Origin of the sequence: Bradyrhizobium sp. CCBAU 53340 (genome assembly GCF_015291645.1) — a bacterium.
Taxonomy (GTDB): domain Bacteria; phylum Pseudomonadota; class Alphaproteobacteria; order Rhizobiales; family Xanthobacteraceae; genus Bradyrhizobium.
On the sequence record NZ_CP030055.1, the window covers coordinates 4,398,505 to 4,417,055 of the forward strand.

Annotated in this window: 18 protein-coding genes and 1 pseudogene; 8 read left to right on the forward strand and 11 right to left on the reverse strand. The window is 63.8% G+C overall.

What is annotated here, in order from left to right:
- Positions 1–18 precede the first annotated feature (18 nt).
- The 3 genes and pseudogenes from XH89_RS20960 to fabA all read left to right on the forward strand — a co-directional run bounded on the left by XH89_RS20960 (position 19) and on the right by fabA (position 3,342).
- Positions 19–1,521 (forward strand): DEAD/DEAH box helicase, encoded by a 1,503-nt coding sequence (locus XH89_RS20960; RefSeq protein WP_194462339.1) that lies wholly within the window; start codon positions 19–21, stop codon positions 1,519–1,521.
- 129 nt (positions 1,522–1,650) lie between these two features.
- On the forward strand, positions 1,651–2,718 hold the full coding sequence (locus XH89_RS20965; protein ID WP_194462340.1) for a GGDEF domain-containing protein: 1,068 nt from the start codon (positions 1,651–1,653) through the stop codon (positions 2,716–2,718).
- Positions 2,719–2,812: 94 nt separating this feature from the next.
- Positions 2,813–3,342: pseudogene (gene fabA, locus XH89_RS20970) on the forward strand (bifunctional 3-hydroxydecanoyl-ACP dehydratase/trans-2-decenoyl-ACP isomerase).
- Between the two features lie 117 nt (positions 3,343–3,459).
- Here the strand turns inward: fabA and XH89_RS20975 are convergent.
- The 9 genes from XH89_RS20975 to XH89_RS21015 all read right to left on the reverse strand — a co-directional run bounded on the left by XH89_RS20975 (position 3,460) and on the right by XH89_RS21015 (position 12,321).
- Positions 3,460–3,882: a TfoX/Sxy family protein gene (locus XH89_RS20975; protein ID WP_194462341.1), complete on the reverse strand. Its 423-nt coding sequence runs from the start codon at positions 3,880–3,882 to the stop codon at positions 3,460–3,462.
- 168 nt (positions 3,883–4,050) lie between these two features.
- Positions 4,051–4,449 carry an iron-sulfur cluster assembly accessory protein gene (locus XH89_RS20980; RefSeq protein ID WP_074123211.1) on the reverse strand — a complete coding sequence of 133 codons (399 nt, stop codon included), beginning with the start codon at positions 4,447–4,449 and terminating at the stop codon, positions 4,051–4,053.
- A gap of 49 nt (positions 4,450–4,498) precedes the next feature.
- Positions 4,499–4,870, reverse strand: coding sequence for an SUF system Fe-S cluster assembly protein (locus tag XH89_RS20985; RefSeq protein WP_092229105.1), 372 nt, complete (start codon positions 4,868–4,870; stop codon positions 4,499–4,501).
- Positions 4,867–6,114 (reverse strand): cysteine desulfurase, encoded by a 1,248-nt coding sequence (locus XH89_RS20990; RefSeq protein ID WP_194462342.1) that lies wholly within the window; start codon positions 6,112–6,114, stop codon positions 4,867–4,869. Before XH89_RS20990 ends, XH89_RS20985 begins: the two co-directional genes overlap by 4 nt.
- Positions 6,111–7,433 (reverse strand): Fe-S cluster assembly protein SufD, encoded by a 1,323-nt coding sequence (sufD, locus tag XH89_RS20995; protein ID WP_194462343.1) that lies wholly within the window; start codon positions 7,431–7,433, stop codon positions 6,111–6,113. Before sufD ends, XH89_RS20990 begins: the two co-directional genes overlap by 4 nt.
- Positions 7,434–7,444: 11 nt before the next feature.
- Positions 7,445–8,197, reverse strand: a complete 753-nt coding sequence (sufC, locus tag XH89_RS21000; RefSeq protein WP_194462344.1) for a Fe-S cluster assembly ATPase SufC — start codon at positions 8,195–8,197, stop codon at positions 7,445–7,447.
- Between the two features lie 132 nt (positions 8,198–8,329).
- Positions 8,330–9,826: a Fe-S cluster assembly protein SufB gene (gene sufB / locus XH89_RS21005; protein ID WP_194462345.1), complete on the reverse strand. Its 1,497-nt coding sequence runs from the start codon at positions 9,824–9,826 to the stop codon at positions 8,330–8,332.
- A 113-nt stretch (positions 9,827–9,939) separates the two neighbouring features.
- Positions 9,940–11,079, reverse strand: a complete 1,140-nt coding sequence (locus XH89_RS21010) for a cysteine desulfurase family protein (protein WP_194462346.1) — start codon at positions 11,077–11,079, stop codon at positions 9,940–9,942.
- Between the two features lie 51 nt (positions 11,080–11,130).
- Positions 11,131–12,321, reverse strand: a complete 1,191-nt coding sequence (locus XH89_RS21015) for an acyltransferase (RefSeq protein ID WP_194462347.1) — start codon at positions 12,319–12,321, stop codon at positions 11,131–11,133.
- A 173-nt stretch (positions 12,322–12,494) separates the two neighbouring features.
- Here XH89_RS21015 and XH89_RS21020 point away from each other — a divergent pair, with 173 nt between their 5' ends.
- The 4 genes from XH89_RS21020 to XH89_RS21035 all read left to right on the forward strand — a co-directional run bounded on the left by XH89_RS21020 (position 12,495) and on the right by XH89_RS21035 (position 15,217).
- The gene (locus XH89_RS21020; protein ID WP_246767574.1) at positions 12,495–13,316 is read left to right on the forward strand and encodes a LytTR family DNA-binding domain-containing protein; all 822 of its coding nucleotides are present in this window, start codon (positions 12,495–12,497) and stop codon (positions 13,314–13,316) included.
- A gap of 351 nt (positions 13,317–13,667) precedes the next feature.
- On the forward strand, positions 13,668–14,315 hold the full coding sequence (locus XH89_RS21025) for an alpha/beta hydrolase (RefSeq protein ID WP_014495555.1): 648 nt from the start codon (positions 13,668–13,670) through the stop codon (positions 14,313–14,315).
- 62 nt (positions 14,316–14,377) lie between these two features.
- Positions 14,378–14,890, forward strand: a complete 513-nt coding sequence (locus XH89_RS21030) for a DUF1697 domain-containing protein (RefSeq protein WP_194462349.1) — start codon at positions 14,378–14,380, stop codon at positions 14,888–14,890.
- Positions 14,891–14,926: 36 nt separating this feature from the next.
- On the forward strand, positions 14,927–15,217 hold the full coding sequence (locus XH89_RS21035; RefSeq protein WP_194462350.1) for a DUF1330 domain-containing protein: 291 nt from the start codon (positions 14,927–14,929) through the stop codon (positions 15,215–15,217).
- Between the two features lie 14 nt (positions 15,218–15,231).
- On the opposite strand, the gene XH89_RS21040 is transcribed toward XH89_RS21035, so the two are convergent.
- Both XH89_RS21040 and XH89_RS21045 read right to left on the reverse strand, forming a co-directional pair.
- Positions 15,232–15,921, reverse strand: a complete 690-nt coding sequence (locus XH89_RS21040) for a glutathione S-transferase family protein (RefSeq protein WP_194462351.1) — start codon at positions 15,919–15,921, stop codon at positions 15,232–15,234.
- Between the two features lie 94 nt (positions 15,922–16,015).
- Positions 16,016–17,119 carry an anhydro-N-acetylmuramic acid kinase gene (locus XH89_RS21045; RefSeq protein ID WP_194462352.1) on the reverse strand — a complete coding sequence of 368 codons (1,104 nt, stop codon included), beginning with the start codon at positions 17,117–17,119 and terminating at the stop codon, positions 16,016–16,018.
- Positions 17,120–17,283: 164 nt separating this feature from the next.
- On the opposite strand from XH89_RS21045, the gene tyrS reads away from it, so the two are divergent.
- Positions 17,284–18,537: a tyrosine--tRNA ligase gene (tyrS, locus tag XH89_RS21050; protein WP_194462353.1), complete on the forward strand. Its 1,254-nt coding sequence runs from the start codon at positions 17,284–17,286 to the stop codon at positions 18,535–18,537.
- The last annotated feature ends 14 nt before the right edge of the window (positions 18,538–18,551 follow it).

The window sequence follows — 18,551 nt, forward strand, 5'->3', positions numbered from 1 at the left end:
GTTTCGACCAGAGGCTCAATGTCCTTTTCCAATCTCGGACTGTCCGAAAAAGTCCTCGCCGCAGTCGCGGCCACCGGTTACACCAACCCCACCCCCATTCAGGAACAGGCGATCCCCCACGTCCTCGCGCGCAAGGACGTGCTCGGCATCGCCCAGACCGGCACCGGCAAGACCGCGGCCTTCGTGCTGCCGATGCTCACCATCCTCGAAAAGGGCCGCGCCCGCGCCCGCATGCCGCGCACGCTGATCCTGGAGCCGACCCGCGAACTCGCAGCCCAGGTGAAGGAAAACTTCGACCGCTACGGCGCCGGCCAAAAACTCAACGTCGCCCTGCTAATCGGCGGCGTCTCCTTCGGCGATCAGGATGCCAAGCTGATGCGCGGCGTCGACGTGCTGATCGCCACTCCGGGCCGGCTGCTCGACCATACCGAGCGCGGCGGCCTCCTGCTCACCGGCGTCGAGCTGCTCGTGATCGACGAAGCCGACCGCATGCTGGACATGGGCTTCATTCCCGACATTGAACGCATCTGCAAGCTGGTCCCCTTCACGCGGCAGACCCTGTTCTTCACCGCGACCATGCCGCCGGAAATCCGGCGCATCACCGAGGCCTTCCTGCACAATCCGCAGAAGGTCGAAGTCTCCAAGCCCGCCACCACCGCCGTCACCGTCACGCAGTCGCAGGTGCCCGCCGGACGCGAGGCGCATGAGAAGCGCGAGCTGCTGCGCCGCCTGCTGCGCGAGGCCAAGGATCTCAAGAACGCGATCATCTTCTGCAATCGCAAGCGCGAGGTCGCGATCGTTCACAAATCGCTTCAGAAGCACGGTTTCAGCGTCGGTGCCTTGCATGGCGACATGGACCAGCCGGCCCGCATGGCCGCGCTCGACCAGTTCCGCAAGGGCGAGCTGCCCCTCCTCGTCGCCTCCGACGTTGCCGCCCGCGGCCTCGACATTCCCGAGGTCAGCCACGTCTTCAATTTCGACGTTCCTCACCACGCCGACGACTATGTTCACCGCATCGGCCGCACCGGTCGCGCCGGCCGCACCGGCACCGCGATTTCGATCGTGACGCCGCTCGACCAGAAGTCGATGGTGGCGATCGAGAAGCTGATCGGCCAGAGCATTCCGCGCGCCGAAGGCGACTACGAGGTGCATGCCGGCAGCGGCGAGCAAAGTGATCGCCCGCGCGAGGAGCGTGGACGCGAGCGTTCGCGCGGCGGACGCGGCAAGCCGCAGCGCGGTGGTCGCGATCGCGAGCGCAGCCATGAACCGCGCGAGGCACGGCATTCGGCCGAAGCCCAGCCCGCCGGCGAGCGGCCCGCACGCGAGCCAAGGCCGCAGCGCGAAGCGCGGCCGTCGTCCGAGGCCCGCCACGGCTCGCGCCAGCAGGCCAACAATTCCCACGTGCCGTCGATCGGCCGCCCCGAGCCCCGTCGGCAGCGGGAAGTCGACACCGAGCCCGGCGATCACTCGCATCTCCCGGCGTTTCTGCTGCGTCCGGTCCGCTCTCCCGCCGGGGCCTGACACCGAAATACACGCGTGAGTTGAACGGTCGAGCGTTTACCGGCCGTTCATGATCGTCCGTTAGCCTACGAACATAATTTAAGCATTGCCGCGGTCGATGGGCGCACCGACCGCTGTGGGGTATGTTCTGTGGTCAAAGTGCTCGATGAACACGAACGCACATTGGCGTTCGCCGAGGTGGCGCTCGGTCAGATCCGGTCGCTGAAGCAGACCGCAATTCCACGCAATTACGAGATCTGGTACGTCTACGCGACCGGTTACAACGCGCCGCTCAACAAGATCATCAACGAGACGCTGGCGCGCAACGGCAAGCTGTCCGAAGCCGATCTCGAGCAGATCTACGACACCTACCTCTCCCACATCAAAACGACCGACCGCATCGACAAGGTTGGTGCGCGCGTTATCGGCGAGATCGACGACGTGATGAAGGTCTTGAGCGATGCGCTCGGCATGACCGGCGCCTACGACACCAGCCTGTCGAACGCGACCGATCAGCTGTCCTCGGCCAAGAGCGCTGCGCAGATCAAGACGATCGTCGAGGCGCTGCTGCGCTCGACCGGCGAGATGCGCGACACCAACAGGGCGCTGGAAGACCGGCTGGCGCTCTCCAAGGACGAGATCAGCAACCTTCAGCAGAGCCTGGAGGCGATCCGTGCCGAAAGCCTCACCGATCCGCTGACAGGTCTTGGCAACCGCAAATATTTCGACCGCATGATCGGCATGGCCGTGCAGAGCGCGCTTGCTGGCGGCGAGCCGCTGTCGCTGCTGCTGCTCGACATCGATCACTTCAAGTCGTTCAACGATTCCTACGGCCACCTCACCGGCGACCAGGTGCTCCGGCTGGTCGGCCTGTCCCTGAAGCAGACCATCAAGGGCCAGGACATCACCGCGCGCTATGGCGGCGAGGAATTCGCGGTGGTGCTGCCCAACACCGCAATGCGCCAGGCCCTCACCGTCGCCGACCATATCCGCCGCGCCGTGATGGCGAAGGAATTGAAGAAGAAGTCCACCGGCGAGATCCTCGGCCGCGTCACCATCTCCGTCGGCGTCTCGATGCTGAAGCAGGGCGACGACACCGACGCGCTGATCGAGCGCGCGGATGCCTGCCTCTACGCGGCCAAACGCAACGGCCGCAACCGCGTGATCTGCGAAGTCGATCCGGAGTTCGCGGTCGAGACGAATAGCCGCGTGGCCTGAGACCATTCGGCGGGCGACGCGATCCGGCTCCGCTTGACATTCCAACCTGACGAACGACATCCTCCTCACCAATTTGCATCGGGGACTTGTCGCCGTGCCCAATCCTCATGATTTTCACACGCCGCAACCGTCCTACACCAAGGACGAGCTGCTGAAATCGAGCGAAGGCGGCTATTTCGGCCCGGGCAACGCGCAATTGCCGGCCCCGCCGATGCTGATGATGGACCGCATCACCGAGGTCGCCTGGATGGGGGCGAATATGGCAAGGGCCATATCGTCGGCGAGCTCGACATTCTGCCTGAGCACTGGTTCTTCGACTACCACTATCGCGGCGATGCGATCATGCCGCCCACTCTCGGGCTCGATGCCATGTGGCAGATGATCGGCTACTGGCTCGGCTGGTCGGGCTCGTCAGGCAAGGGCCGCGCCATCGGCGTCGGCGAGGTCGAGGCCACGGGCGAGATCACACCGGCGACGCGATCGGTGCGCTACGAGGTCGCCATGCGCATGGTCCGGCGCGGCAAGCTGGTGCTCGGCATTGCGGATGGGCGTGTGATGGCGGACGGCGTCTGCGTGTTCGCAGCGAAGGACATGCGGGTCGGGCTGACCAAGGCTGTCGACTAAGCAAACGGTCTCGTAGGGTGGGCAAAGGCGCATCGCGCCGTGCCCACCGTCTTTGAATCGTGGGCACGCTTCCGCCTTCGCTCTGCGAGCTTCGGCGGACGAGTCGCTTTGCCCACCCTACCGCACCGATTTCCTGGCTGCCTTCTTGGACGGCCGCTTCTTCGCAGCGGGCTTCTTCGCCTCTGCCTTTCTCTTCGCCGCTTTCTTCTTCGGCCGCTTCTTCACCTTGGCGCGCTGGGCTGCCGCCAGCGCCGCCCTCGCCCATTGCGCCAGCTCCTCGGAATCGTCGAAGAGGCGCGCCGGCAGCTCCCAGTAGGAGTTCACCAGCACGGTCTTGGCGCGGGTCGAATACTGAAACGGCTTCGAGCCTTCCGCTTCGAAATCAGGGATGGTCACCTCATCGGCGCGGAAGAACAGGCCGGCGCGCAAGGCGAGCGCGAAGTTGACGCCGTCGACGGAGATGCCGTGGCCGGAAAACATCTTTCGGATCGTGACGGGACCGAAATCGGCGAACAGGTCGATCAGGAATTCGCGGTCCATGGCCCAACTCTCTCCCCGGCGTCGTCCTGGCGAACGCCAGGACCCATTACCAGAGGGAGAAGTTTAGCTAAGACTGTCGGTACTAGCACCTCGCTCCATCGAAACATCACGCGGTATGGGTCCTGGCGTTCGCCAGGACGACGGCGGAGTGAGACGACAGAACCGGGCCTACCCGTCGATCTTGGCCGGGCGCAGCTCGACCGACTCGCCGCAGCCGCAGGCGGAGATCTGGTTGGGGTTGTTGAAGACGAACTGGGCCTGCATCTTGTCGGCCTTGTAGTCCATCTCGGTGCCGAGCAGGAACAGCACGGCCTTGGGATCGACCAGGATCTTGACGCCCTTGTCCTCGACGACCTCATCGGTCGGGCGGATCTCGTGGGCGTATTCGACCGTGTAGGACTGGCCGGCGCAGCCGCCGTTCTTCACGCCGACGCGCAAGCCGACGATCTCAGAATCGGCGCGCTGGGTCAGCTCGGTGATGCGCTGGGCAGCGGCATCCGTCAGCCGCATCACCTGCGGGCGGGGCCGCCGGGGCTTCGGAGTGGATGCTGGTGTTGCCTGTGTCATGTCAGTGATGTGGTCCGTTGCGGAGCGAATTCAATGTCGGGTTTACGCGTCACCACATGTTGAGCACGAGGCGGGCCTCGTCGCTCATGCGTTCCGGCGTCCAGGCTGGCTCCCAGACCACCTTGACGTCGACCACGCCGACGCCGGGGACGCTGGCGACCGCGTTCTCGACCATGGTCGGCAGCTCGCCGGCGGCGGGGCAGTTCGGCGTCGTCAACGTCATCTGCACGTCGACCGACCGGTCATCCTTGATCTCGACCTTGTAGATCAGGCCGAGCTCGTAGATGTCGGCCGGAATTTCCGGGTCGAACACGGTCTTGAGCCCAGCGATGATCTCGCGGGTGAGACGCTCGGTCTCCTCCGGCGGCAGCGCCGAATGGGTCTCCATCGGATTGGCTTTGATCTCGGCCGTGTCACTCATGCGAACAAATCCCGCGCCTTGAGCAGCGCCTGTGCCAGATGATCGACTTCTTCCCGCGTATTATACATGCCGAACGAGGCCCGGCAGGTCGCGGTCACGTTGAACCGCTCTAAAAGCGGCATCACGCAATGAGTGCCGGCGCGCACCGCGATGCCCTGACGGTCGATCACGGTCGCGACGTCATGGGCGTGGGCGCCCTTCAGCTCGAAGGAGATCACCGGACCCTTGCCCCGCGCGGTGCCGATTAGCCGCAGCGAGTTGATCTCGCGCAGCCGCTCCTGGGCGTAGGCCGTGAGGTCGGCCTCGTGCGCGGCGATGCGCTCCTTGCCGATCGAATTGACGTAGTCGATGGCCGCGCCAAGGCCCACGGCCTCGACGATCGCCGGCGTGCCCGCCTCGAACTTGTGTGGGGGATCGCCATAGGTGACGATCTCGCGCGAGACCTCGCGGATCATCTCGCCGCCGCCGTTGAAGGGACGCATCGCGACCAGATGGTCGTACTTGGCCCAGAGCACGCCGATGCCGGTCGGGCCATACACCTTGTGGCCGGTAAAGACGTAAAAGTCGCAACCGATGTCCTGGACGTCGACGGGCAGATGCACCGCGCCCTGGCTGCCGTCGACCAGCACGGGAATGCCGCGCGCATGGGCGATTCTGACGACGTCCTTGACTGGCACGATGGTGCCGAGCGCGTTCGACATCTGGGTGATCGCGACCAGCTTGGTCTTGGGCGTCAGCAGCTTCTCGAACTCGTCGATGAGGAAATTGCCCTCGTCATCGACAGGCGCCCACTTGATCACGGCCCCCTGACGTTCCCTGAGAAAATGCCAGGGCACGATGTTGGAGTGGTGCTCCATGATCGAGATGACGATCTCGTCGCCTTCTACGATGTTCGGCCCGCCCCAGGACGAAGCGACCAGATTGATCGCCTCGGTCGCGTTGCGGGTGAAGATCACTTCTTCCGTACGCGGCGCGTTGATGAACTGCGCCACCTTGGTGCGACCGCCCTCATAGGCTTCGGTCGCGGCATTGGCGAGGTAATGCAGGCCGCGATGAACGTTGGCGTATTCGGATTGGTAGGCCCGCGTCATGCGGTCGAGAACGGCACTGGGCTTCTGCGCCGAGGCGGCGTTGTCGAGATAGACCAGCTTCTTGCCATAGACCTGCAGGGCGAGGGCCGGAAAATCCTGGCGCACGCGCGCAACATCGTAAGCGCCGTTCTTGACTGCAGGATGCGTGCTCATGACCGCCGCTCCAGCCAGCGCTCGGCAATGCCGATCACGTACTCGCGCAAGACATCATCGGCGATCTGCTCGATCGCCTCGCCGACGAAGGCCTGGATCAGCAGCGCCTGGGCCTGCTTCTCGGGCAGCCCGCGGGCTTTGAGATAGAACAGCAGACTGTCGTCCAGCGCACCGGCGGTGGCGCCGTGGCCGCAGGAGACGTCGTCGGCGAAGATCTCAAGCTCGGGCTTGTTGTCGGCCTCGGCCTCGTCCGAGAGCAAGAGCGCCCGGGTCATCATCTTGCCATCGGTCTTCTGAGCGTCGGGACGGACGATGATGCGGCCCTGGAACACCGAATGGGCGCGATGGTCGATCACGGCGCGGAAGGTTTCGCGGCTGACGCAGTTCGGCACGGCATGGTCGACCACCAAGGTGGTGTCGCCATGCTCGGTCTTCTGCAACAGGTTGACGCCATTGGCCGAGAGCTCGCTGCCCTCGCCCGCCAGGGTGATGAAACCCTGGAGGCGGCTGACGGCCGCACCGGTGGTCATGTTGAAGAAGTTGAGTTTGACGTTGGCACCGACGGTGACGAAGTGCGAGGAGACGTTCACGGCGTCGGGCGCGTCGTCCATCAGGCGGATATGCGCGACGTCGGCATCGTCGCCGATCCAGAGGATCACCGCGTCGCTGACCTGGTAGCCGCTCGCCTTCCCGGCCGCGACGAAGCTCTCGACAATAGTGGCGCGCGCGCCTTTGCCAATCTGCAGATGCGAGCGGGTGAACGCGGACGCACTAGCTGCAGTCGCGATGTGGATGATCTGGATAGGCGCAGACAGCTGCGTGCCGTCGGCCACCGAGATCACGACGCCGTCCGTCGCCATGGCCGCATTGAGCGAGATCACGGCATCGGTCGCGGTGGTCTGGAGGAGATCGCCGGCGGCGGGATTGGCCTCGTTCGTCAAGAGCTCGCGCAGCGTCTTGAGGCTCACCTCGGACGCCAGCACTTTCACGTCGGACAGATCGGCCGCGAACACACCATCGACCAGCACCAGCTTGCGGGCGCCGGCGATCGCATGCGCCTTCACGGCGTCCGCGGCGAGCTTCAGCGCGGCTGCATCCGGCACCGCTGCCAGCGGCAGTACCTCGCCGACCAGCGCGCGCAGGTCCGTGTATTTCCATTCCTCGATCCGGCGGTGCGGCAGGCCGAGACGCTCATAGGTCTCGAACGCCTCGCGGCGTACCGCGTTGACCGCAAGCGAACCCGGCAGTCGGCCTTCGGCGCTGGCGAAGAGATCGCTCACCGCGCGGCCGTTCCCGGTCTTTGCCACAGCAACGTTCATCGCAAAATTCCTTACGCGGCATCCTCGAACTGGGCGTAACCGGACGCTTCCAGTTCCAGCGCCAGATCCTTGCTGCCGCTCTTCACGACACGGCCCTTCGACATCACGTGCACGACGTCGGGCACGATGTAATTCAGCAGCCGCTGATAGTGGGTGATCACGACCATCGCGCGCTTCGGCGAGCGCAGCGCGTTGACGCCGTCGGCCGCGATGCGCAGCGCGTCGATGTCCAGGCCCGAATCCATCTCGTCGAGAATGCACAGGCTCGGCTCGAACAGCGCCATCTGCAGCACCTCGTTGCGCTTCTTCTCGCCTCCGGAGAAGCCGACATTAACGCCGCGCTTGAGCATGTCCTGCGGGATGTTCAGCGACTTCGAGACCTCGCGGACTTTCTTCAAAAAGTCCGGCGTCGAATATTCGCTCTCGCCGCGGGCCTTGCGCTGCGCGTTCAGCGCGGTGCGCAGGAAGGTCATGGTGGCGACGCCGGGAATCTCGACCGGATATTGGAACGCCAGGAACACGCCTTTGGCGGCGCGCTCGTCCGGATCCATCTCCAGCAGGTCCTCGCCCTTGAAGAGGATCTGGCCGTCGGTGACCTCGTAGCCGGGCTTGCCGGCAATGACGTGAGACAGCGTCGACTTCCCGGACCCGTTCGGACCCATGATCGCGTGGATCTCGCCCTCGTTCACAGTCAGCGTCAGCCCGTGGAGGATCTCACGCTCCTCGACACGAACCTTGAGGTCTTTCACTTCAAGCAAAGCCATCTTGTTTTTCCATCTATCCCCTCATCCTGAGGAGCGCCGAAGGCGCGTCTCGAAGGATTGAGGCCACCAATCTTTGCGGTATCCATCCTTCGAGACGGCCGCTTGCGCGGCCTCCTCAGGATGAGGTCTGGGCTAACCGACTGATCCTTCAAGCGAGATCGAGATCAGCTTCTGCGCTTCCACTGCGAATTCCATCGGCAGTTGCTGCAGCACGTCCTTGACGAAGCCATTGACGACGAGACCGACGGCCTCTTCCTGCGAAAGGCCGCGCTGGATGCAGTAGAACAGCACGTCCTCGGAGATCTTCGACGTCGTCGCCTCGTGCTCGAACGTCGCCGAGGAGTTCTTCGCCTCGATGTACGGCACCGTGTGCGCGCCGCATTTGTCCCCGATCAGCAGCGAATCGCAGGCGGTGAAGTTGCGCGCACCAGTCGCCTTGCGATGCGCAGTCACGAGACCACGATAGGTGTTCTGCGACTTGCCGGCGGCGATGCCTTTGGAGATGATGCGGCTCGACGTGTTCTTGCCGAGATGGATCATCTTGGTGCCGGAATCGACCTGCTGGAAGCCGTTCGAGATCGCGATCGAATAGAACTCGCCGCGCGAATTGTCGCCGCGCAGAATGCAGCTCGGATATTTCCAGGTGATCGCCGAACCGGTTTCGACCTGGGTCCAGGAGATCTTGGAATTGGCGCCGCGGCAATCGCCACGCTTGGTGACGAAATTGTAGATGCCGCCCTTGCCTTCCGAATTACCGGGGTACCAGTTCTGTACCGTCGAATATTTGATCTCGGCATCGTCATGCGCAACGAGCTCGACCACGGCGGCGTGCAGCTGGTTCTCGTCGCGCTGCGGCGCAGTGCAGCCTTCGAGATAAGAGACGTAAGAGCCCTTGTCCGCGATGATCAGCGTGCGCTCGAACTGGCCGGTGTTGCGCTCGTTGATGCGGAAATAGGTCGACAGCTCCATCGGGCAGCGCACGCCTGGCGGCACGTAGACGAACGAGCCGTCGGAGAACACCGCCGAGTTCAGCGTCGCGTAGAAATTGTCCGAGGTCGGAACCACCGAGCCGAGATATTTCTGCACCAGCTCGGGGTGTTCGCGGATCGCCTCCGAGATCGGCATAAAGATCACGCCGGCCTTCTTCAGCTCCGCCTTGAAAGTGGTCGCAACCGAGACCGAATCGAACACCGCATCGACCGCGATCTTGCGCTTGGCCGGATCTTCCTCACCCACCTTAGGCTCGACGCCTTCGAGCATGGCAACTTCCCGCAGGGGGATGCCGAGCTTCTCGTAGGTCTTCAGGATTTCCGGATCGATCTCGTCGAGCGAGGTCACCGTCTTCTTCGGCTTCGGCGCCGCGTAGTAATAGAGGTCCTGGAAGTCGATCTTGGGATAGTCGACGCGCGCCCAGGTCGGCTCCTGCATGGTCAGCCAGCGGCGATAGGCCTCAAGCCGCCACTGGAGCATCCAGTCGGGTTCGTTCTTTTTCTGCGAGATGAATTTTACGATCTCTTCCGACAGCCCCTTGGGGGCCTTCTCGGAGTCGATCAGGGTCTCAAACCCATAACGATACTGGTCGACGTCGATGCGCTTGACGCGCTCGACCGTCTCTTGAACGGCTGGCATTCCATCCTCCGCTCGTGGTTTCAAGGACCACGGTGGATCAAACTCGAACGACTATTACGATGTTTCTGTGCGGAAAGCACGGGCTTAGAACGGTTCAAGCCGTGTTTCGTCGCTTAGCCTCTAAGTAGGGTATTACCGAGCTTTCGCCAAGCCTCTAACGCCCGATTGATGTCCTCAGGTTCCGTGGACCAGCCCAGACTGAGGCGCACCGCTCCTTGCGCTACGGTGGCATCGTACCCCATCGCCGAGAGCACGTGGGACGGCTGGACCTTGCCGGAGGAGCAGGCGGAGCCAGAGGACACGGCGATGCCTTCGAGGTCGAATCCGATCACGGCGGTCTCGGCCTTGAGCCCGGGCGCCGTGAGTAAAATGGTATTTGGCAACCGCTCCACATCGTTGGCAAAAACGGTCGCGCCCGCTACGGCGTAGACGCCCTTTTCTAAATGATCTCTGAGGGTTGCCATGCGTTCCGCATCCTCAGGCAGAGCCTGAAGCGCGGCCTTCACCGCCGCACCGAAGCCAGCGATACCGGCGACATTCTCGGTCCCTGCCCGCCGGTTAAGCTCCTGCCCGCCCCCCTTCAGCACGGGCTCCAGCCCGGCAATCCCCTCCGCCACGACCAGCGCGCCAATTCCCTTGGGGCCGCCGATCTTGTGGGCAGAAAAGGTCGCAAGGTCGGCGTCTGCCGCATTAATGTTGAAGGCAATTTTCCCCAGGGCCTGGATCGCATCGACGTGCAGGAGGCCGCCGGCCTCATGGACGATTCCGGCGGCCTCAGCGATCGGCTGGAGCGCGCCGGTTTCGTTATTGGCCGCCATGATCGAGACCAGTGCGGGGGGACCGTCGGCAAGCAACGCGCGGAGGTGATCGAGATCGACCACGCCGGCGCGCATGACCCTGATCTGACTGACGCTCTCCGCAGGGAACCGGCCGCCCGCTAGCACCGAGGCGTGCTCGACGGCTGACACCAGCAGCCGCCGTACCGGCCCGCCCGACGGGCCGCGCAAGCCGGGCGACAGCGCCAGCGCATTGGCCTCGGTTCCAGCGGAGGTGAAAACGACATTCCGCGGCAGCGCGCCCACCGCCGCCGCAAGCGCGGCGCGGGCGTCCTCGACCAGTCGCCGCGCCTCCCGCCCCTCGGCATGAACGGAGGACGGATTGCCGATCAGCTCGTACGCCGCCAGCATCGCTGCGCGCGCTTCGGCACGCAGCGGTGTGGTCGCATTCCAGTCGAGATAGACACGGCTTGGCATGGCGTCCTCTTAGCACCTTTTGGCACCGCGCCAATCGGGCGCCGCCGCACATCAGGCCGGCTGTTGCTGCGCGATCCCGCCAACGGAACGCGGCTCCCACCGTAGCCCGAACAGCGGACGTAACCAGCCAATGCGCCGCACGACCTCGTAGGTCGCCGCACAGGTGAGCGCGGTGCCTAAAATCACGATTGTGGCCTCGCTCGCGGCAGACAGGCCGCTGCCCCGCAGCGCATGCGCGATCACGATGATCGCGGTTTGATGCACGATGTAATAGGGAAAGATCGCATCGGTGAGATAGCGGCGCACCGGGCCGTCGGCCGTCAAATGGCGCCGCGCAAAGCCGAGCACCGCCACCATCGCGATCCATTGGTAGCAGCCATACGCCGAACCGGCGAACCATGTCAGCATCGGCGACCGCGGAAACCAGCCGGAATAACCGAGGACGAAAGCGATGAAGCAAGCGGCCGCAATTGTCAGCGCCACCCACCGCTGCCGGTCGACGTCGCGCCAGACGCGTTCTTGGCGTGCAAGCAGGAAGCCGATCAGAAACGCCGTCGCGTGGTCCGCGTGGTTGTACCAGTCGCCAAATAGCGCGTGCGTCGAGGGAAAGATCGGCGACAGAAACAGCCGCCAGGCGACAAATAGCAGGCACGGAAGCAGCAGCCACGGCCCCGCGAGCGCCGCCGCCAACTTCTCACCCATCCAATCAGCGGCCGCCGGCCGCAGGGCCAGCACGCCAGCCACGGCCATCGTATAAATCCAGAGATAGACCACGAACCAAAGATGGTTCCAGGTCGGTTGCACGATGCAGGGGTTCGGACAGAACTGCGCGCCGAACGCCAGATAATGGTGGAGGTAGTAATCGGCGAAACCTGCCGGGTAGCCGAAGCTCTCGACAATCTGGAGGTAGGACTGCGGCGGCACGATCACGAACATGCCTGACATCAGTGGGATCAAGAGACGCACCGACCGCGCGCAGACGAAGGCAGGCAGCCGGACCTTGCCCAGCATGAAGCGGCTCGCAACCCCGGAGACCAGGAACAGCAGCGACAGCCGCCAGGGATTGAGCACCAGCATCACCGGCTCGAGAAAGGTCAGCCGATGCTCGCTCTTGATGTGAAATCCCCAGGACACGTAGAGCATGCCGACGTGGTAGAAGATCAGAAGCCCAAAGGCTAAAATCCGTACCCAGTCCAGATCGATGCGTCGTTCCGAAATTGGAAGTTGCTGTGGTGTTGACATGGGTCTCTGCTCCCTAACAGGACGACATCAGCGGTTTTCGGGCCATGGCTGACGGCCAAAATGCGCCGGAAACGGAGCCCGTCGAGACGGCTTGGGATCAGAACCGGGCGCGAGGGGACGAGGCGTCGTCGTCAGGGACGAGCGGTTGGTTCCGCGGGATCAGTGGCGACTGGATGATGTTCGCTGCGATCGCGGCCATCGCGCTCGCCATCGGCATCGTCAATGCGCTCTCCGGCGCGCAGGACGCCGCCTGGCGCGGCGACAGCTATGACATTGGCCGGCGCCTGTTCTGGGAACTGTCGAGCATCATCGTCATCCTGCTGCTGGTGCCGATCCTGATGCTGTCGGTGCGGCGGATGCGCCGAGCGACAGGCCTGGCGGAGCGGATCGGAGTTGGCGCGATCGCCCTGCTCGGCTTCTCGGCCCTCCACATCGCGGGCATGGTGGGCTTGCGGAAGGTCATGCTCTGGCTCGCGGGCAGCGCCTACGATTTCCATTTTTCGCTGGCGACGGTCCTGTATGAGTTCCGCAAGGATGCGGTGACCGCATTGCTGATCGGGGCAACGCTCTGGCTGATCGAAAGCCGTCGCGAGCTGCGCAAGGCGGCTCAGGAAGCCCAGTACACGCCGGCTGCTCCGCAGGAACCCTCGTCCCCCGATTTGATCTGGCTCCGCGACGGCAGCAGCCGGATTCGCGTCGCACCGCGCGACATCCTGTGGGTCACATCCGCCGGCAACTATATCGAATACAGCCTTGCCAACGGCACCCAGCACCTGATCCGGGGGACGCTCGCCGCAACCGAAACTGAGCTCGCCCATTTCGCTATCGTCCGTGTGCACCGGACCAGGCTTGCCAATCTCCACCGGGTGAGCGGCGTGGACTTCAAGCCGTCAGGGGATTTCGAGCTCACATTCGACAACGGCAAGACGCTTGGCGGCAGTCGGCGCTACCGGCCCGCGGTGGCCTCGCTCGGAGGCCGCACCGCGGCTTTGTGAATCGCCAGCGGGATCTCGCGCTAGGCGATAAACAATCGTGATTCCAATTGGTTGTCACCCCAAGGACGACCCGGGCCATCCCCTGGTTCAATCCCCGTCGCGGTTGGCGCGCCATCGGGATGGCCGGCTAAGCTCTTGAGCCCATTGATGGATGTCGAAGATGCTTGCTTTTTGCCCCGCAGCCTATGTTAGAACGCGCACCGTCAAGTCACCGCGCGCCGTTTGCGCATCACCGCGAGGCGCACGCCTTCTCATCCTTCCATTCGCGCTTTCATCGGCATCTGCCGATGAGGCCACAATCGATTGATTGCCAAGGACCAGCTCTCCAGCACATCAATCCAGAGATCATCGATGCCTGAAGTCATTTTCACCGGCCCCGCCGGCCGTCTCGAAGGCCGCTATCACCCGGCCAAGCAGAAGAACGCGCCGATCGCGATGATCCTGCACCCGCATCCGCAGTTTCACGGCACGATGAACCATCAGATCGTGTACCAGTGCTACTACGCCTTCGCGCATCGCGGCTTCTCGGTGCTGCGCTTCAACTTCCGCGGCGTCGGCCGCAGCCAGGGCTCGTTCGACCACGGCACCGGCGAGTTGTCGGATGCGGCGGCAGCGCTCGACTGGGCGCAGACGATCAACCCCGAGGCACGCGCCTGCTGGGTCGCCGGCTTCTCCTTCGGCGCCTGGATCGGCATGCAGCTCCTGATGCGCCGCCCCGAGGTCGAGGGCTTCATCTCGATCGCGCCGCCGGCCAATCTCTATGACTTCTCGTTCCTTGCGCCCTGCCCGTCCTCGGGACTGATCGTGCATGGCGAGAAGGATGCCGTGGTGCCGCCGAAGGACGTCAACACGCTGGTCGAGAAGCTGAAGACGCAGAAGGGCATCGTGATCGACCAGCAAGTCATCCCCGGCGCCAACCACTTCTTCGACGCCAAGCTCGAGCCGCTGATGGAAACCATCACGGCCTATCTCGACATGCGCCTCGCCAACGTGCGGTAAGGCTCTCCTTTGAGCATGATCTATTCGGAAAACCGCTTCACACTTTTCCGGATCATGCTCTGATGCCCGCGTTCGTAGCCCTGCTGCGTGCGGTCAATGTCGGAGGCACCGGCAAGCTGCCGATGACCGAGCTCAAGGCGATGTGCGAAGAGCTCGGCCTCGGTGCCGTGCGCACCTACATCGCCAGCGGCAATGTGGTCTTCACCAGCCGCAAATCGGAATCCGCAGTCAAGGCTGCCCTAGAAAAACGGCTGCACGCTTACGCCGGCGCGCCAGTCGGTGTGCTGGTGCGCAGCGCGGCCGAGATGGCGGCGATTCTGGCCGCCAATCCATTTCCCAAAATGGCGCCCAACCGCACGGTCGCGATCTTCCTCGACAAGGCGCCGCCCGCGGACACGCTCGCCGGAATTCGCGGCCAGAAGAATGAAGAGGTCAAGCTCGGCCGCCGTGAGATCTACGTGCATTACGGCGACGGCATGGGAACGTCGAAACTCGCGATCCCCGCCGCCAAGGTCGGCACCGCCCGCAACATGAACACCATCGCCACCCTGGCAAGGATGGCCGCGGAACTCTAGCCGACCGCAGACGACATCGCTCGCAGGGGACAACCATTGAAGGCGTATCTGGTGCTCGACCTGTCGGTGAACGAGTTTGCCGGCTTCAAGACATACATCAGCGAAATCCCGGCGTTCATCGCTAGGCATTCGGGTCGGTACATCGTCCGTGGCGTCGAGCCGACCGCAATCGAAGGCGACTGGACGCCCGAGCGTCTCGTCATCATCGAATTTCCGGAGCGCGCGAATGCGCAAGCCTTTCTGGATGATCCTGACGCTCAGGACCTTTTCAAGCTGCGCCATGCCACGACGACGAGCAAGCTGCTGCTGGTCGACGGCTGCAACTGAAGCCCCTACCGAGTCTATAACGGCGCCCAGGCCGTAAGCTTGAGTAGATGGGCGTCGTGACGAACGAGAAACGCGCGCAGCAATTGCGGATAGTCCGCGCCGACGGCCGTGCGTACGCTTGGGCGCTGCGCGAGCTCGCTCCGCCACACCCGCACCTTCGGCACATCGGCGAAGATGTTGTGCTCGGTCAATTCGTCGAACAGATCGAAATAACGGAAAATCGGTGCGAAGACGGCGTCGACCAGGCTGAACGCTTCGCCTGCGAAGAACGGACCCGCGCCGAGCGCGGCCTCGACACGCGCAAATTTCGCCGTCAGTGCCTGGCGCTTGCTTTCGAAAATCGCCGGATCCGTCGTCGTCTCCAATCCCCAGAGATCGCCGAGGATCGCCGAACCGAACTCCATCCAGGCGCGATGCTCGGCACGCTTGAGTGCGTCGGCTGGATGTAGCTTGGTACCGCCTTGCGTCTCCTCGATGTACTCGCAGATCACGTTGCTCTCGAACAGAGCGACCTCGCCCTGCTCCGTCGTCACAACCAGCACCGGCACCTTGCCGAGCGGCGACAGCTTCAGGAACCAGTCGGGCTTGTTGGCGAGATCGATATCGATCCGCTCGAACGGCACGCCCTTCTCCTTCAGCGCGATCACGGCGCGCTGCACGTAGGGACAGAGTTTGTGGCTGATCAGTTTGAGCGAGGCGGTCATGGCATGATCCCGGCGTTAGATGCAACTGCATTCAACATAGATGCACTTGCATATATCCGTCAAGATCCATGCATTTGCATTAACCGGCGCGGCCTCAGGGCCGCGCGATCACCCCGCCGGTCATCGGCATCGGCACGCCTGTGGTGGTCGGATAGGACAGCGGCAAGCCCTTCAGGCCGCGGGCGGCGAGGAAGCCGAAGGCCTGCGCCTCGATGGCATCGGAGGCCCAGCCGAGCGTTTCGGCGGCCTCGACGGTTGCCTGTCCGACCCGCTCCCGCAGCATGCGCAGCATGGTGAGATTGCGCGCGCCGCCGCCGCAGATGATCCAGCTGCGCGGCCGCCGCGGCAGCAGCGGGATGACACGGGCGATCGCCGCCGCGGTGAAGGCGGTGAGCGTTGCAGCACCGTCGGCCGGCTGAACATCGCCGAGCTTGAGCGCGGCAAAGTCGTTGCGATCGAGCGATTTCGGCGGCGGCGCCGCGAAGAACGGCAATTCCAGGGCCCGCGCGATCCAGGCCTCGTCGGCCCTGCCGAGCGCGGCGAACTTGCCCTCCGCATCGAACGCCTGGTTCATGGTGCGAAACATGAAATCGTCGAGCAACGCATTGCCGGGCCCAGTGTCGCAGGCGATCAGCGTGTCGTTGCCGTCGATATAGGTGATGTTGGAGACACCGCCGATATTGACCACGACGATCGGTCCCTCGCGCTCCAGCGATTGCGCCAGCGCCCGGTGGTAGACTGGCACCAACGGTGCCCCCTGCCCGCCCGCCTCGACATCGGCGGCGCGGAAATCATACATCACGGGGATATGGATCGCCTTGGCCAGCGCTGGCGCATCGCCGATCTGCACCGTCAGCCGCCGCTCCGGCCGATGCAGCACGGTCTGGCCATGGAAGCCGACAATGTCGATGTCCTCGGGCCTCATCCGGTTCTGGGCGACGAACGCGGCGACCGCCTCGGCATGGGCGCGCGTCACCACCCGCTCGGCCTGGCCCAGAACGCCCGGCCTGGCATCGCGCTGTGACAGGTGCACGGCCTCGGAGAGCGCCTGGCGCAGCAAATTGCGCTCCGCCGGGTTGTAGGGCCGGTAACCGGAGGGCCCGAACGCCTTCACCTGCCTTCCGTCGGTTTCGATCAGCGCGACGTCCACCCCGTCCAGCGAGGTGCCGCTCATCAAACCGAGTGCCGTCAACATCATGGGATCAGCGTCCTCAAACACCCCTCCGGCATGCCGATCTTGTGCCAGAGGGACACATCTTATAATGCCACAGCGCCAAGTGGCGGGCAGCAATCGAGTTCCCGGATAAGACCCTTAAATTGCTCCCGAAACAGTAAACCAAGAATTGTCAGGCACGCCGACAGATGACTGCTTTTAAATCGGATTTCCTCAACACGCTTCAGGAACGTGGATTCATCCACCAATGCTCCGATTTCGAGGGGCTGGACGCACTCGCCGCCAAGGGCGAGGCGACCGCCTATGTCGGCTACGATTGCACCGCCCGCTCGCTGCACATCGGAAATTACCTGACCATGATGATGCTGCACTGGCTGCAGCAGTCCGGTAACAAGCCGATCACGCTGATGGGCGGCGGCACCACCATGGTCGGCGATCCCTCCGGCAAGGACGAGACGCGCGCGATGCGCACCATTGCCGAGATCGAGGCCAACAAGGAATCGATCCGCGGCGTGTTCGCGAAGGTGCTGAAATACGGCGACGGCAAAAGCGACGCCATCATGCTCGACAATGCGGAGTGGCTGACCAAGCTGAACTGGATCGAGATGCTGCGCGATGTCGGCCGGCACTTCTCGGTCAACCGCATGCTGACCATGGACTCCGTGCGCCTGCGTCTCGAACGCGAGCAGGAGATGAGCTTCATCGAGTTCAACTACATGGTCTGCCAGGCCTACGACTTCGTCGAGCTCGCCAAGCGCACCGGCTGCAAGTTGCAGATGGGCGGCTCGGATCAGTGGGGCAACATCATCATGGGCGTCGATCTCGGCCGCCGCATGGGCACGCATCAACTGTTTGCGCTGACGACGCCGCTGCTGACGACGGCTTCCGGCGCCAAGATGGGCAAGACCGCGCAAGGCGCGGTCTGGCTCAACGCCGACCAGTTCTCGCCCTATGACTTCTGGCAGTACTGGCGCAACACCGAGGACGCCGACGTTGGCAAGTTCCTCAAACTGTTCACGACGCTGCCGTTGGCTGAGATCAAGAAGCTCGAGGCGCTCGGCGGATCCGAGATCAACGAGGCCAAGAAGTTGCTCGCCACCGAGGCCACCGCGCTGCTGCACGGCCGCGATGCCGCGAACGAAGCGGCTGAAACCGCGCGCCGCACCTTCGAGGAAGGCGCACTCGCCGAAAGCCTGCCGACGGTGGAAATTGCGCGCGGCGAACTGGAGACCGGCCTCGGCGTGCTCAACGCCTTCGTCAAGGCGGGCCTCGTTGCCTCCAATGGCGAGGCGCGACGCCAGATCAAGGGCGGCGGCCTGCGCGTCAACGACGCGCCGGTGACCGACGAGAAGATGACCCTCGCAGCAGCCAATCTGACACCGGAAGGCGTCATCAAGCTGTCCTTCGGCAAGAAGAAGCACGTCCTCATCAAGCCTGCATAGGCGTATGAGCTTTT